General features: G+C 39.1%; 14 protein-coding genes. 13 read left to right on the top strand and 1 reads right to left on the bottom strand.

Annotated elements, in window-relative coordinates; all coding sequences use genetic code 11:
• The first annotated feature begins 181 nt into the window (after window positions 1–181).
• The 11 genes from P20429_RS07980 (at window position 182) to adk (ending at window position 12,075) form a co-directional block, all read left to right on the top strand.
• Window positions 182–1,039, top strand: a complete 858-nt coding sequence (locus P20429_RS07980; RefSeq protein ID WP_033026884.1) for a DUF692 domain-containing protein — start codon at window positions 182–184, stop codon at window positions 1,037–1,039.
• Between the two features lie 36 nt (window positions 1,040–1,075).
• Entirely contained in the window at window positions 1,076–1,828 is a 753-nt protein-coding gene (locus P20429_RS07985; RefSeq protein WP_007584094.1) for a DUF2063 domain-containing protein, read from the top strand.
• A gap of 72 nt (window positions 1,829–1,900) precedes the next feature.
• Window positions 1,901–2,023, top strand: coding sequence for a hypothetical protein (locus P20429_RS20980; protein ID WP_002962301.1), 123 nt, complete (start codon window positions 1,901–1,903; stop codon window positions 2,021–2,023).
• Between the two features lie 169 nt (window positions 2,024–2,192).
• Window positions 2,193–2,738, top strand: coding sequence for an adenine phosphoribosyltransferase (gene apt / locus P20429_RS07990; RefSeq protein ID WP_007584093.1), 546 nt, complete (start codon window positions 2,193–2,195; stop codon window positions 2,736–2,738).
• Between the two features lie 3 nt (window positions 2,739–2,741).
• On the top strand, window positions 2,742–5,267 hold the full coding sequence (dnaX, locus tag P20429_RS07995; protein WP_007584092.1) for a DNA polymerase III subunit gamma/tau: 2,526 nt from the start codon (window positions 2,742–2,744) through the stop codon (window positions 5,265–5,267).
• 60 nt (window positions 5,268–5,327) lie between these two features.
• Window positions 5,328–5,654, top strand: coding sequence for a YbaB/EbfC family nucleoid-associated protein (locus P20429_RS08000; protein WP_002962306.1), 327 nt, complete (start codon window positions 5,328–5,330; stop codon window positions 5,652–5,654).
• A gap of 7 nt (window positions 5,655–5,661) precedes the next feature.
• A complete protein-coding gene (gene recR, locus P20429_RS08005; protein WP_007584090.1) occupies window positions 5,662–6,270 on the top strand; it encodes a recombination mediator RecR in 609 nt (202 codons plus the stop codon).
• 296 nt (window positions 6,271–6,566) lie between these two features.
• The gene (locus tag P20429_RS08010) at window positions 6,567–8,468 is read left to right on the top strand and encodes an MFS transporter (protein ID WP_007584082.1); all 1,902 of its coding nucleotides are present in this window, start codon (window positions 6,567–6,569) and stop codon (window positions 8,466–8,468) included.
• Between the two features lie 4 nt (window positions 8,469–8,472).
• Window positions 8,473–9,210, top strand: a complete 738-nt coding sequence (locus tag P20429_RS08015; protein WP_007584080.1) for an RluA family pseudouridine synthase — start codon at window positions 8,473–8,475, stop codon at window positions 9,208–9,210.
• 118 nt (window positions 9,211–9,328) lie between these two features.
• Window positions 9,329–11,242 (top strand): molecular chaperone HtpG, encoded by a 1,914-nt coding sequence (gene htpG, locus P20429_RS08020; protein ID WP_007584077.1) that lies wholly within the window; start codon window positions 9,329–9,331, stop codon window positions 11,240–11,242.
• Window positions 11,243–11,430: 188 nt separating this feature from the next.
• Entirely contained in the window at window positions 11,431–12,075 is a 645-nt protein-coding gene (gene adk, locus P20429_RS08025) for an adenylate kinase (RefSeq protein WP_007584076.1), read from the top strand.
• Window positions 12,076–12,163: 88 nt separating this feature from the next.
• Here adk and tpx read toward each other — a convergent pair whose 3' ends face one another.
• A complete protein-coding gene (tpx, locus tag P20429_RS08030; protein ID WP_007584075.1) occupies window positions 12,164–12,745 on the bottom strand; it encodes a thiol peroxidase in 582 nt (193 codons plus the stop codon).
• Between the two features lie 233 nt (window positions 12,746–12,978).
• Between tpx and P20429_RS08035 the strand changes: the two genes are divergently transcribed.
• Together P20429_RS08035 and P20429_RS19640 are read left to right on the top strand one after the other, a co-directional pair.
• On the top strand, window positions 12,979–13,983 hold the full coding sequence (locus tag P20429_RS08035) for a response regulator (RefSeq protein WP_007584074.1): 1,005 nt from the start codon (window positions 12,979–12,981) through the stop codon (window positions 13,981–13,983).
• Window positions 13,984–13,986: 3 nt separating this feature from the next.
• Window positions 13,987–14,948: diguanylate cyclase (locus tag P20429_RS19640; RefSeq protein ID WP_033026882.1), on the top strand; the 962-nt coding region annotated here is incomplete at its 3' end.

Here is a 14,948-nt window from a genome sequence, read left to right as displayed (position 1 = left end):
AAAAGATGCAAAAGCTAAAACAGAAGGCAAATGTGGTGAAGGTAAATGCGGCGGCGATGCTAAAAAAACTAAAAAGAAGGTAAGTGCGGCGAAGGTAAATGTGGCGGTCGTTAATATCTTATTCTAAATAAGTTATGCTAAAAGGGCCTTAAGGCCCTTTTTTGATAAGTTAGAGGTAGTTATGACACAAATCCAGAGTACAGATTTCGGGATGGTGGGCCTTGGCCTACGACGAGAAATGCTTGATGAACTGCTTGAACACGTACCTAATCAAGTAGATTTTTTGGAAGTTGCGCCAGAGAACTGGTTAAAACTAGGTGGACGCTTTAAAAAGCAATTTAGAACATTAACAGATGCAAATAATTTTGTGTGTCATGGATTATCACTGTCTATCGGTTCACCCGAACCACTGGATGTTGAATTTGTTAAATCTTTAAAAGTTTTTTTTGAAGAGCACAATATAAAAATTTTCAGTGAGCACTTAAGTTACTGCTCTGGTACAGGCCATATGTATGACTTAATGCCTATTCCGTTTACACAAGATGCTATAGCACATGTTGTCCCTCGTATTAAACAAGTACAAGACATACTTGAGCAGCAAATTGCGATAGAAAATGTTTCCTATTATGGCGCTCCTGGACAGCAATTATCAGAGCTCGAATTTACAAATACCATTTTAGAGCAGGCAGACTGCAAGCTTTTACTGGATGTGAATAATATTTATGTGAATTCGATTAATCATGGCTATAACGCACAATCGTTTTTAACTGGGCTGCCTTCTAATCGTATTGCCTATGGGCACGTTGCAGGCCATTATAATGAGGCTGATGACTTAATAGTTGATACACATGGTGCTGATGTCATTGATCCTGTGTGGGAGCTACTGGATAAAGCATATGAAATGCATGGCGTATTTCCAACCTTGCTTGAGCGCGATTTTAATATCCCTACCATGAATATTTTAACCAAAGAGTTAGATATAATTCATGAGCTACAAGCTAAACACATTACTTCAACGGTTTCAAAACAACGAGCTTAATATAAGCCTTTATAAATATTAAAAGAGTGCCTGGTTATGAGCTTTATTGAAATACAAAACGAATTTATGGCGCATATTCGCGAGCCTAAAAAAAATAAAAAGCCCAGCGGTATCGAAGACAGGCGTATGGCCATTTATCGCGACCTATTTTTTAATAACATTGAAGGTTTTATATCATCAGGTTTTCCTGTATTAAAAACCTTATATACAGACAAGCAATGGCTGGTCCTTGTACGCCAATTTTTTAGCGAATATGATTGTCATTCGCCGTACTTTTTAGATATAGCAGGGGAGTTTATTAATTACTTATCAAGTGATTATAAAATGAAAAGATACGATCCCGTGTTTATGCTAGAACTTGCACATTATGAATGGGTAGAGCTAGATGTATCGATTGCACACGAAGATGAGCAAGAGCAAAAATTACAAACAACAGCGCTTACTAGTTCTGCTTTGTATTTATCGAAAACGGCAAGAAATTTAAGTTATCAATTTCCGGTTCAAAATATTAGCAATCGCTTTAAACCAAAAGAGCCATCACCTCAGCCTAATTATTTTGTTGTATATAGAGATGAAGATGATGACGTTCAATTTCTGGCTACGAATGCGATGACTGCTTTGTTACTATCAATTATTGAGGCAAGCGATGGAGCGACATTTGACGACGTTTGCCAACAGGTATTCGCTCATGCACCACAGTTTAATGCAGAGCAAATTGCTCAAGGCGCATTGGTTACCCTCAATGCAATGGTTGAACGCGGTGTAATTGTGACAAAAAATCAAGATTAAGGTCTTTATTGATGATTTTACATCGTCTATTATGGCAGCCTTATTTGTCGTGCTTAATAAAAGGTTGTACCAATGTCAGATGATAAAGACTTTAAAGATCCGTTCAACGCTACTTATTTTCTTGCTTTCTTAGCTGTATTTGCAGGGATTGGTTGTTTAAATGCAATATTAGGCTGGATCACTAGCTTAACTTAAAATGCATAGCGTTTATTAAGGCTGTTGCTTACTTCAGCCTTGAACCACTTTATTTTAATTACCCCCCATAGTTAATACTTCTTTTATAGTAACGCCAAACTCGCAATTAAAGGTTAGTTAAGGTTATAATCACCTGCTTTGTAATATAAACAATTGAGCAGTTAAAATTATGACTCAAGTAACACCAGCAATTATCAAAAACAGCATAACTACAATTGCTGATTATCCAAAGCCGGGCATCATGTTTCGCGATGTAACCACTTTAATGGCAAATCCAGAAGCCTTTAAAGCAACTATTGACGCGTTTATCGCAGAATATAAAGATCAGGGTTTTACTAAAATAATTGGCACAGAATCACGTGGCTTTATTTTTGGTGCGCCACTGTCTTACGCATTAGGCATTCCGTTTATTCCAGTTCGTAAACCAGGTAAGTTACCACGCGAAGTTATTCGTCAAGATTACTTACTTGAGTACGGTGAAGACACGCTAGAGCTGCATGTTGATGCAATTGTACCTGGCGATAAAGTATTATTAGTTGATGACTTATTAGCAACTGGCGGCACAATTGAAGCCACAGCTAAATTAGTTCATAAACTAGGTGGCGAAGCCACAGATGCTGCATTTGTTGTATCACTACCAGAACTTGGTGGCGAGCAGCGCATCAAAAAAATGGGTATTAAAATCCTAAAATTGGTTGAATTCGAAGGCGAGTAATCGATGAGTTATCAGGTTCTAGCGAGAAAATGGCGTCCTCAAACCTTTCATGAATTGGTTGGGCAGTCTCATGTTAAGCAAGCGCTTGTAAATGCGCTTACACAAAATAGACTGCATCACGCTTATTTATTCACTGGAACCCGCGGTGTAGGTAAAACTACTATTGCGCGTATTTTTGCTAAAAGCTTAAATTGCGACGAAGGTATATCTGCAAATCCGTGTGGCCAATGTAGCAGCTGTTTAGATATAGAAGCAGGGCGCTACATTGACTTACTCGAAATAGATGCGGCTTCTCGTACAAAAGTAGAAGACACCCGCGAAATACTCGATAACGTTCAATATGCACCAACACGTGGACGTTATAAAGTATACCTAATCGATGAAGTTCACATGCTTTCTAAGCACAGCTTTAATGCGCTTTTGAAAACGCTTGAAGAGCCACCAGAGCATGTGAAATTTTTATTGGCGACGACCGATCCTCAAAAACTACCAGTTACTATTTTATCTCGCTGTTTGCAATTTAACTTAAATGCGTTATCGCAAAGTGAAATTAAAACACAGCTTGAACACGTACTTACTCAAGAGCAGCTTAGCTTTGATACCGATGCACTTAGCATTATTTCAAAAGCAGCTGATGGCAGTATGCGTGATGCGCTTAGCTTAACCGACCAAGCTATCGCACAAACAAATGGTGATATTAATAATCAAGCAGTACAAACAATGCTTGGTTTAATGGATACTCATCATAGCCAAAGCTTGCTTGCAGCATTACTTGCACAAGATGGCGCTGCGCTAATGGATGAGATTGCGCAGGTGGCAAGTCGTAATCCTAATTATGTGGCATTGCTTGATGATTTAATTGCACTTACGCATTTGACCCAACTAACCCAGTTAGTGCCAGAAGCGGCAGGGCTAGATGAAAAAAATGTAGATTATATTGCTCATGTTGCACAACATACGAGCCCACAACAAATTCAAATTTATTATCAGTTACTGTTAAATGGTAAAAAAGATTTACAATGGGCACCAGAGCCTCGTTTAGGTTTTGAAATGATAATGCTAAGATTATTAGCATTTAAGCCTACAGACGCTCAACAAACTGTACACACAGTAAACGAAGAGCCGGCCCCAAATAAACAAGGCCGCGCAAATGCACTGCGAGATATATTAAATAAAAATAAAACATCGCAAAACACTGTAGCTAGCCAAAGTAGTGCCCCTGTAAATAATACTAAGCCAGTTAGCAATACAGAGCAGCCTAAATCCCTTGAGATAGGGCCTTTACCAAATGTTGCTGCTCAGACATCGAATAATGATGTCGTACAAAGTAATAATGAGCCTGCCCAAGTTGCAGTAGAGCAACCGGTTCAACAAAGTGAAAACGCTTTTGAACAACAGGCTTCAGCTAATGAACAACCACAAACCAATGTTGTTTCGGATGCTCAAGCCCAGCGCCAAAGTGAAGATGAAGCTTACATGCAACATAGTGATGCTGAGCAAACGTTAGCTTCGCAGTTTGACGATATAATGAGTAGCGCTGTAGATCAGGGTTTTAAACCTGCACCTACTGCAAACTCAGAGTCTTCACCAGAGCCCTTAGCAAATCACAATGCAAGTACGCCAATAGCTGAACAAGAAGCGCAGGCGCAATCTGCCATTGCTCGTATTTTACGTGACAGAAACATATCGGGTGCGGGTAGGTTATCAGGCAAGAGTACAAGTACATCTGCAAATAATGTAGCAGTGCAGCCAAGCCAAGCGCCTGCTAAAAAGCCAGAACAGCATCCAAGAATACCTCAAGCCCAAAGTGTTCATCAAGGTAGTGCAGATACAAGTGCAAGTGAGCTTAATAGCCCTTCAAGTACTGGGTCTGGCGATATCCCTCCTTGGGCAACTGATAGCGAAGGTGAGAGTGAAAAAAAGCATGAGCTCCCAGTAACAGGGGGCCAAACCCAGGCACATAATCACTCCAACATAAAGCCAGCTAGTAAGATTGATTTTAAAGCAAAGCACCAAACAATTACTGAAAATCTTGCGCCAGAATTACTTGAGCAAATAAACCCTCAAAAAGCGCCTGAAATAGTGCCAGAGGAAGTAAGTATTCCTGCCCCTGATGATTTTCAAAGCCCAATTAGTGAAATTAGATTTGCACATCAACAAGATGAATGGGCTTATTTAATTAAACGTATGGGACTGGGTGGTCGTATGCGCCAATTTGCATTGCATTCAATATTTACCAAGCAAGGCAACAGTTTACATATAGACGTTGATGAATCACAAAAGCATTTAGATACACCGATGCTTCGCCAAAGATTAGATGCCGCATTGTCGAGTATTTATGAGCATAACGTGTCGTTAAGTATTAATTTTGCTAAGGGAGTTATTGACTCTCCTTATCTTATTCAGCAAAAAATTGATGCAGGTCGTCATCAACAAGCAATCGATGTGATCACATCTGATGAAAACATAGTACAATTTCAGCAAGTATTTAGCGCCGAAATTGACGAAAACAGTATTCAGGCATTGTAATTACTTACAATCGCCCTTATGTACATGTTAATTAATGTATTAAAAGAAAGAGAGAAAGTTATGTTTAAAGGTGGAATGGGCAACATGATGAAGCAAGCGCAGCAAATGCAAGATCGCATGCAAAAAGCCCAAGACGAAATTGCAACATTAGAAGTTGTTGGCGAAGCCGGTGCCGGTTTAGTGAAAGTAACCATGCTTGGTAACCACAATGTACGTCGTGTTCAGCTTGATGAAAGCCTTATGGAAGACGACAAAGACATGATTGAAGACTTACTTGCAGCAGCATGTAACGATGCTGTACGCCGTGTTGCTGAAGAAACACAAGAGCGCATGGGTAAAGTAACTGGCGGTATGCAATTACCACCAGGTATGAAAATGCCGTTTTAAGTAAATAATGCAACTTTCAGATAGTTTAAATCAGCTTATAGAAGCACTGCGCTGTCAACCGGGCATTGGTCCAAAGTCAGCGCAACGTATTGCTTTTCACTTGCTTGAGCGCGACCGAAAAGGAGGCACTCAGCTTGGCAATGCATTGACTAAAGCAATGACAGCCATAGGGCATTGTCAGTCTTGTCGTACTTTTTGCGAACAAGCTCAGTGCGATATTTGTTTAAGTACAAAACGCCAAGACAGCGGCATATTATGTGTTGTTGAATCGCCTACTGATGTGCTTGCCATTGAGCAAACAGGTCAGTATTTAGGGCTATACTTTGTTTTAATGGGTCATTTATCGCCAATTGACGGTATCGGCCCTAAAGAAATTGGCTTAGACGTTTTAGAGCAAAAACTTGCTCAAGGCGGTATTAATGAGGTTATTTTAGCGACTAACCCTACCGTTGAAGGCGATACTACAGCTCATTATATTGCTCAGCTTTGTCATAAATATAAAGTAGGTGCTTCGCGTATTGCTCACGGTATTCCTGTGGGGGGCGAGCTTGATTTAGTAGATGGTAGAACGCTTATGCATGCTTTTAGCGGCAGGCGTTTAGTTATACAAGACTAACTCTAAGTCACTATTTGAAAAGATATTATAAAAGCCTACATGATTAAATTATGTAGGCTTTTTTGTTTTTAAGGTAAGCTTAGAAGCAATCTAATACCAATCCGCAATAATACTTAATCATTTTGCGGGGCTAAACGTGTCGCTACCTGCGTTAAAAAATTCTCATTTAGAACAACTAAATAGCGAATTTTTTGCCTAGCTATCAACACGTTTTTCCGCCCTCAAAATAGATCATTTAATTAAACGAATTGGTATAATATATTTTTGGGCTATGTCTCTAATTAGTAAGGAATACAATGAAAGATAATCAACCCTACCAAGGTACATTACTGGGTAGTAAGCGTTTTTTACCGCTTTTTATTACGCAGTTTTTCTCAGCGATAAACGATAACGTGTATAAGCAATCAGTGCTTATTTTATTGATATTCCAGGCTGCAACGCTTGCTGATGGCGCACTTTATTCAAATATTGCTGCTGGGTTATTTATCCTACCTTTCTTTTTATTTTCAGGGATAGCGGGGCAGTTAGCTGAAAAAACAGAAAAATCCAAACTAATCAGAATCGTAAAGCTATGTGAAATCCCTATTATGGTTGTAGGGGCAGTCTCGATTTTAACGCAATACGTTTGGCTGATGTTAGCCACCGTATTTTTAATGGGCGTACAAAGTACGTTTTTTGGTCCATTAAAATACTCTATTTTACCGCAGCACGTAGCCCCTAACGAATTAACAAAAGCGAATGGCTTGGTTGAATCAGGCACGTTTGTGGCAATATTAATTGGTACAATTTTTGGCACCTATTATATTACTCAATCAGTAGGGCCTACGCTTATAAGTATTGCCGTGTTAGTACTGGCTGTTATGGGTTATGTGAGCAGTCGCTTTATACCCATTAGTGAGGCAAACGAGCCTAACTTGAAATTTACCTATAATATATTTTCATCCACAAAAAACGTATTTTCAGCACTTAACTCGCAAACAGAATCAGTTGGTAAATCAGTCCTCGGGATCAGTTGGTTTTGGTTAATTGGCGCCATCGTTTTAACCTCCTTACCAAATTATGTAAAACACACAATGGGCGGCGATGAACTGGTTGTAACTAGCGCGCTTGTTGTGTTTTCACTAAGTATTGCTATTGGTTCGTTATTGTGTGAAAAGTTATCTCGTTCTCGTATTGAGCTGGGCATTGTGCCCTTTGGCGCTATTTTAATTACCTTGTTTTTATATTTACTGAGCCAAGAGCCAGCCATTAGCTCTTATTTACCTCAAAACCTTGAATTATTGACGCTTGATCAGTTATTAAAAACAGGCGACATGGTGTGGCATTTTGTATGGATGGCAGGCATTGGTATTGGCTCTGGTTTTTACACTGTACCGCTGTATGCGCTTATTCAACAGCGTACTGAAGAGTCGAGTCGCTCACGAGTTATAGCGGCTAACAATGTATTAAATGCACTGTTTATGGTGGGCAGTGCTGTTTTAAGTATTGTAACGCTGTCTGTTTTTCAGTGGAGTATTTCAGAGTTGCTACTGTTACTTGCTGGGCTAAACTTGCTTATATCTGTTTATATTTATACCAAAGTACCAGAGTTCTTTTTACGATTTATTATATATATTTTAGCTATTTGTATGTACAGAGTGCGTACAAAAGGTGAAAGTAATATTCCTGATGAAGGCGCTGCCGTTATAGTGTGTAATCACGTGAGCTTTGTCGATTGGATGTTTATTTTAGCAGCATCACCAAGGCCTATCCGATTTATGGTATTTGCCCCTATTTATTATTCGCCAGCCCTACATTGGTTATTTAAAATGGCCAAAGCTATTCCCATTAACAGTGAAAAAACCAATCCAGAAGCGTTTAAAAAAGCGTTTGACGAAGTGGCTGCTGCGCTTAATAAAGGCGAACTTGTTGGTATTTTCCCTGAAGGAAAACTAACCAGTGACGGCTCTATCGATATTTTTCGCCGTGGAATCGAGCGCATTATTGAGCGCTCACCTGTGCCCGTTATCCCTGTGCATTTAGGGGGCCTGTGGGGAAGTATGTTTAGCCGAAAAGCTAAGTGGCAACTACCACGATTAAAATGGTCTTTGGTGTCGGTTGCAGTAGGTACCCCGATTGCCGCTGACAAAGTAGTAGCAGACGATTTACGTGAGCAAGTATTGGCTTTAAAAGCGCTTCATTCAAAAGATATTGACTAATTTAATGATTAACTTAATAGATAACTCAACATCGCAAACACCTTCAGCACCACACATGATTGTTGATGACTTTGTAGCGCCTAAATGCGACGGGATTATTGAAATATTATATCAAGATGACGATATTTTATTGATCAATAAACCCAGTGGGTTATTAAGTTTGTCTGGTAAAAACCCCCTTAACTGGGACTCAGTACATTACCGTTTAGTACATGGTCAAAAAGAGTTAACAGCCGCATTTGCTGAGGCAAAGTTACCGCATCGATTAGATTTGGGTACATCGGGCATTATGATTGTTGGATTAAACGCCAAAGCATCAAAGCATCTTAATAAACAGTTTCAGGCGCGCACTATTCAAAAGCGTTATGTAGCGATGCTTGAAGGGTGCTTAGCTGTTGATGTGGGGTCAATTACTGCGCCAATAGCAAAAGATAAACTGCTTTTTCCGCGAGTTAAAATTTGCCAAACGATGGGCAAAGTAGCAGTGAGTGAATACAGTGTGCTTGAGCGGCTTAAACAGCCGTGCAGAACCTTAGTGCAATTTACGCCCGTTACCGGACGTACCCATCAATTACGAATACACAGCCAGTTTATAGGGCATCCAATTTTAGGCTGTGATTTATATAAAAGTGCACAAAGTGAGTACATGGCAGGACGCTTACAATTACACGCCAGCGATTTATATTTTGAACATCCAACAACAGGTGAAAAGATTCATATTAATTGTCCGCACCCATTTTAGATAAACGAGATATTCTATTTTTTCGTTTCACCTTTTTTTGATTTTTCCCTTGAAGTTCTAACACCTCACCCCATATTAAGTGCATAACGCAGACACTTTGCAAATTGGAGATATATAAATGACTGCAGCACAAAAAGAAACATTAGGCTTTCAAACAGAAGTAAAACAATTATTAAACTTAATGATTCACTCTCTTTATTCTAATAAAGAAATATTTTTACGCGAACTTGTGTCAAACGCATCAGATGCAGCAGACAAGTTACGCTTTTTAGCGCTATCTCAAGGCGACCTTTACCAAGGTGATGCCGATTTACGTGTTCGTATTAGCGCAGATAAAGAAGCAAATACAATTACCATTTCTGATAATGGTATTGGTATGACACGTGATGAAGTAATTAGCTCATTGGGTACTATTGCAAAGTCGGGTACTGCTGAGTTTTTCAAAAACTTAACGGGTGATCAAAGTAAAGATTCACAGTTAATTGGTCAATTTGGTGTTGGTTTTTACTCAGCATTTATTGTTGCCGATTTAGTAACTGTTCGTACACGTAAAGCCGGTGAAACAACCGCTTACGAGTGGGAATCTCAAGGTGAAGGCGAATACACGCTTCAAGAAATTGAAAAAGAAGGCCGTGGTACCGACATTATTTTACATCTTCGTGATGAAGAAAAAGAATTTGCTGACGATTACCGCCTGCGCGGCATTGTTACTAAATACTCAGACCATATTTCAACACCGGTACAAATGTTTAAAGCAGAAGTACCAGAGTCTGAAGGCGAAGACGGCGAAAAAATTCCAGCAGTACCAGGTGAGTGGGAAAGTATTAACCGCGCAACTGCATTGTGGACGCGTGATAAGTCAGAGCTTTCTGATGAAGAATACAAAGAGTTTTACAAGCACGTAAGCCACGACTGGGAAGATCCACTTAGCTGGGCACATAATAAGGTTGAAGGTAAAACTGAATACACGAGCCTTTTATACATCCCTAAAAAAGCACCTTTCGATTTATGGAACCGTGAACGTCAAAGTGGCTTAAAGCTTTACGTACAACGTGTATTTGTAATGGATGATGCTGAGCAGTTCATGCCAAGCTACCTTCGTTTTGTGAAAGGTTTACTAGATTCAAACGATTTACCTCTAAACGTATCTCGTGAAATTCTACAAGACAACAAAGTAACGCAAGCTATTCGTAAAGGGTGTACATCGCGCATTATTAAAATGCTTGAGCGTATGGCTAAAAACAAAGCTGACGATTACCAAGTATTTTGGAATGAGTTTGGCCAAGTAATGAAAGAAGGCCCAGCTGAAGATGCGGCAAATAAAGAAGCCGTATGTAAGCTACTACGTTTTTCGTCTACTCATACTGATTCAGAAACGCAAGATGTGTCGCTTGAGCAATATGTTGAGCGTATGAACGAAGGCCAAGACAAAATTTACTATGTAGTAGCTGATACATTTACTTCTGCGAAAAATTCTCCTCATTTAGAGATTTTCCGCAAAAAAGGTATTGAAGTATTGTTATTAAGTGACCGTGTTGACGAGTGGATGATGAGCCACTTAACTGAATTTGCTGATAAGCAACTACAGTCAATCACACGTGGTGATTTAGATTTAGGTAAGCTGGACGACGAAGAGACTAAAAAAGCGCAAGAAGAGTCTGAAAAAGAGATGGCTGGCCTTGTTGAGCGTATTAAAACAGCACTAGGTGATGACGTTAAAGAAGTACGCTTTACGCACCGCTTAACAGATTCTCCAGCATGTGTTGTAAGTGACGACAACGACATGAGCTCACAAATGCAAAAGCTAATGGAATCTGTTGGTCAAGCAGCCCCTGAAGCAAAACCTGTGTTTGAGCTAAACCCAGAGCATCAACTTGTTAAGCATTTGAATGACGAACAAGATGAAGATAAATTTTCACAGTGGTCACATGTTTTATTAGACCAAGCATTACTTGCAGAGCGCGGTACACTTAAAGATCCAACTGGGTTTGTTACTCGCCTAAACAAACTAATGCTTGAACTAAGCAAGTAGTCAGTTAACTATTTAGTTAATAAAAGTATAAATTATATACTTTAAATAAAAGGGAACGTATGTTCCCTTTTTTAATGCGCTGTAAATACATCAACAACTCATCAATTAGTATAAGTTGCTTGAGTATCGGCGGCGCTTGTGGAAGAATTCAGGCTTTAAAATAAATATCCATACTAGGGGACAATAATATGCGCATTATTCTTTTGGGCGCGCCGGGTGCAGGTAAAGGTACTCAAGCTCAGTTTTTAATGGACAAATACGGTATTCCACAAATTTCTACTGGCGACATGTTACGTGCAGCAATTAAAGAGGGCACGCCATTAGGCTTAGAAGCAAAAAAAGTAATGGATGCTGGTCAACTAATTTCTGACGATATTATTATTGGTTTAGTAAAAGAGCGTATTACTAAAGCTGATTGTGAGAAAGGTTTTTTACTTGATGGCTTCCCACGCACAATTCCTCAAGCTGATGCGATGAAAGAAAATGGCGTAGTGGTTGATCACGTTATTGAATTTGACGTGGCTGACGAAGTGATTGTTGAACGTATGGGCGGACGTCGCGTTCATCCTGGTTCTGGTCGTGTTTACCATATTGTATATAATCCACCAAAAGTGGAAGGTAAAGACAATGAAACTGGAGATGACTTAATTGTTCGCGCTGACGATACTGAAGAAACAGTACGTAAACGTTTAGGTATTTACCACGAGCAAACTATGCCATTAGTTGATTACTACCAAGCAGAAGCTGCTGCTGGTAATACTCAATACCACAAACTAGATGGTACACAAGCTGTTGAAGCTGTTAGTTCACAACTTGGTGAGCTTTTAGGTTAATTATAAAAGCACATTAAAAAACCGCCAATTGGCGGTTTTTTGTTTTAAGGTTGTTTAGCATTGCTTAATCAGTGCTATTTAATCGGCTTTAAAGCGTTTTAAGTTTCTCAATTACGCTGTTGTATTCTGGTTCAGTTGAAAGGCTACTAACTAATTGTTTATAAATGACGTTATGTCTTTCATCTAAAATAAATACCGTTCGCGTTAATAAGCCCATATCTTTAATAATCAATCCGTATTTTTGGCCAAAATCGCGCCAAACAGAATCTGATAACGTAGTGATTTTATCGATATTTTCAGCTTTGCAAAAACGCTTTTGAGCAAATGGTAAATCAGCACTAATTGTTAGCATTACAACACTTGGAAATTGCGAGGCTACTTTTTCATTAAAATGCTTAGTTTGCAGGCTACAAATACCTGTATCAAGACTTGGCACTACACTTATCAATACAGCTTGGCCTTTGTAATCCTCAAGCGTTACAGGGATGAAGTTGTCATCAACTACTTTGAAATTTGGCGCGCTATCTCCAACAGAGATCCCTTTGCCTAATAAAGTGACTGGTTTGCCTTGTGCAGATACTTTTCCTATGTCTAGCGTGTTTTCTGGGTAATCGGCTGCAATAGCCACAGAGCAAAATGCGCTCAAAGCAAAGGTAAGTGAACGTAACATAAGGTATTTCCTTTTAAATTAACGCAATGGGCGTCAGTGTATTATACTGCGCTATAGTAACCAAGAGATTATACCGCCCTAATGAAGTTGGGATTAGTTCTGCAATATAAAAATTGTAACTGTGCTAAACTTTGATTAACATGAAGTTACAAAATATATCTTCAATAATAAAAATAAAAACCATCATAAAATGATTTTAATGCTCATTACTGGTTTAGAAACAGAGAGATAATATGTCAACATCGGTACTAATATGTGATGACTCAAAATTAGCTAGGCGTCAGCTAGCTCGTTCATTACCTGAAGATTGGGATATTAAAGTTGAATTTGCACTCGACGGCGTTGATTGCATAAAGCAAATAAAGTTAATTGAACCAGAAATACTTTTTCTCGATTTAAATATGCCTGAAATGGATGGGTATGAAGTATTAATCGCTATGAAAGAACAGGGGCTAAACATACTCACTGTTGTTGTCTCTGGTGATATACAGCCAAGTGCACATCAAAGAGTGCTTGAACTGGGTGCTATCGATTTCATTCAAAAACCATGTTCCCCCGAAAAACTAGCCAGCATAATTGAACACCATGGGATTAAAGATAAAGCCATGCGTGAGCGTCTCTCTCATTCGCTTGGAGAGCAAGTCGACCCTGATGTTCGGGATATATACCAAGAACTCACTAACGTTGCTATGGGACAGGCTGGGGATTTACTTGCACGTCTTCTTAATGTGTTTGTAGAGCTACCAATTCCTAATGTGAATATTTTGGAAGTTAATGAACTCGATATGGCGCTTCAGTCTATAGATAATAACGCAGCTACATCGGGTGTGTGCCAGGGCTTTATTGGCGGTGGCATTTCGGGCGAGGCGCTATTACTTTTAAATGATTCAAGCTTTAAAGAAATAGCTTCTTTGATGAATTATGACGGCGAGTTAAACGATAAAATTGAACTTGAGCTGCTTATGGATATTAGTAATATTTTGATAGGCGCTATTTTAACGGGTCTTTCAAAACAGCTCGATATGTCATTTAGCCAAGGGCACCCAATAGTACTTGGCCAACACAGAGATGTGTCTGAGCTGGTTAAATCAAACAAGTCACGTTGGCAACGCACCCTTGCTATAGAGATTAGTTACGGTATTGAAAACCATGATATAAATTGCGACCTCATGCTGTTATTTACTGAAGATTCACTTAAAACTTTGAAGTATAAAGTTGCTTACCTATTAGAAGATTAAGTTATGGCTGCAGATTTAGAAATGAATGAGATCCATTGGCTTATGGATATGTTTAATACCGTTGATGTAGGCCTTGTAGTACTTGATAGAGATTATAAGGTGTGTGTATGGAATGGTTTTATGGAAAACCATTCAGGGCTTCTACCAAGCGCAGTAAAAGATAAAGACCTATTTGATTTATTTCCAGCAATAGACGAAAAATGGTTTAGAAGTAAATCAGAATCGGTTTTTGTTTTAAAAAACCGCTCTTTTACGATTTGGGAGCAGCAGCCATACATTTTTAGGTTTAAAAATTATCGACCTATTACTGGTAAAGCTGATTACATGTATCAAAATGCGACATTTATCCCTCTTACAAATACGATGGGCGAAGTTAGCCATATTTGTATTATTTTGTATGATGTAACAGATGTCGCGGTAAATAAAAAAGAGCTTGAAGAGTTAAACAAAAAATTAGAACAAGTAAGTCAAACAGATAGCTTAACGCAGCTTGCAAACCGTGGACACTGGGAAGGTACGCTACGCCAAGAGTTTTTAAGAGTTAAGCGAAGTGGTGGCTGTAGTACATTATTAATGTTTGATATTGACCACTTTAAAAAAATAAATGATGAATATGGCCATAGTTGCGGTGATGAATCGCTTCGTCATTTATCTAACTTACTACGTACGACGCTGCGCGAAACGGATGTTGCAGGGCGCTATGGCGGTGAAGAGTTTGCAGTAACATTACTTGATACAGATAAAGAAGGCGCTTTTGTATTTGCTGAGCGTTTAAGGGTATTGATTGAAACTAACCCTGTTAAGTATAAACACTTTGAAATAACAATGACGGTAAGTATAGGGCTGGCTGGTAGCAGTAATGATTTTAAAAATCATGAGCGCTGGATAGAGGCTGCAGATAAAGCACTGTACCAATCTAAAAATACAGGGCGAAATAAAGTAATAGCCTACGAAGATATAAAAAA

Origin of the sequence: Pseudoalteromonas sp. BSi20429, assembly GCF_000238895.1 — a bacterium.
Taxonomy (GTDB): Bacteria; Pseudomonadota; Gammaproteobacteria; order Enterobacterales; family Alteromonadaceae; genus Pseudoalteromonas; species Pseudoalteromonas arctica.
The sequence above is the reverse complement of the archived record's forward strand: the minus strand, read 5'-3'. Positions and strand labels throughout refer to the sequence as shown.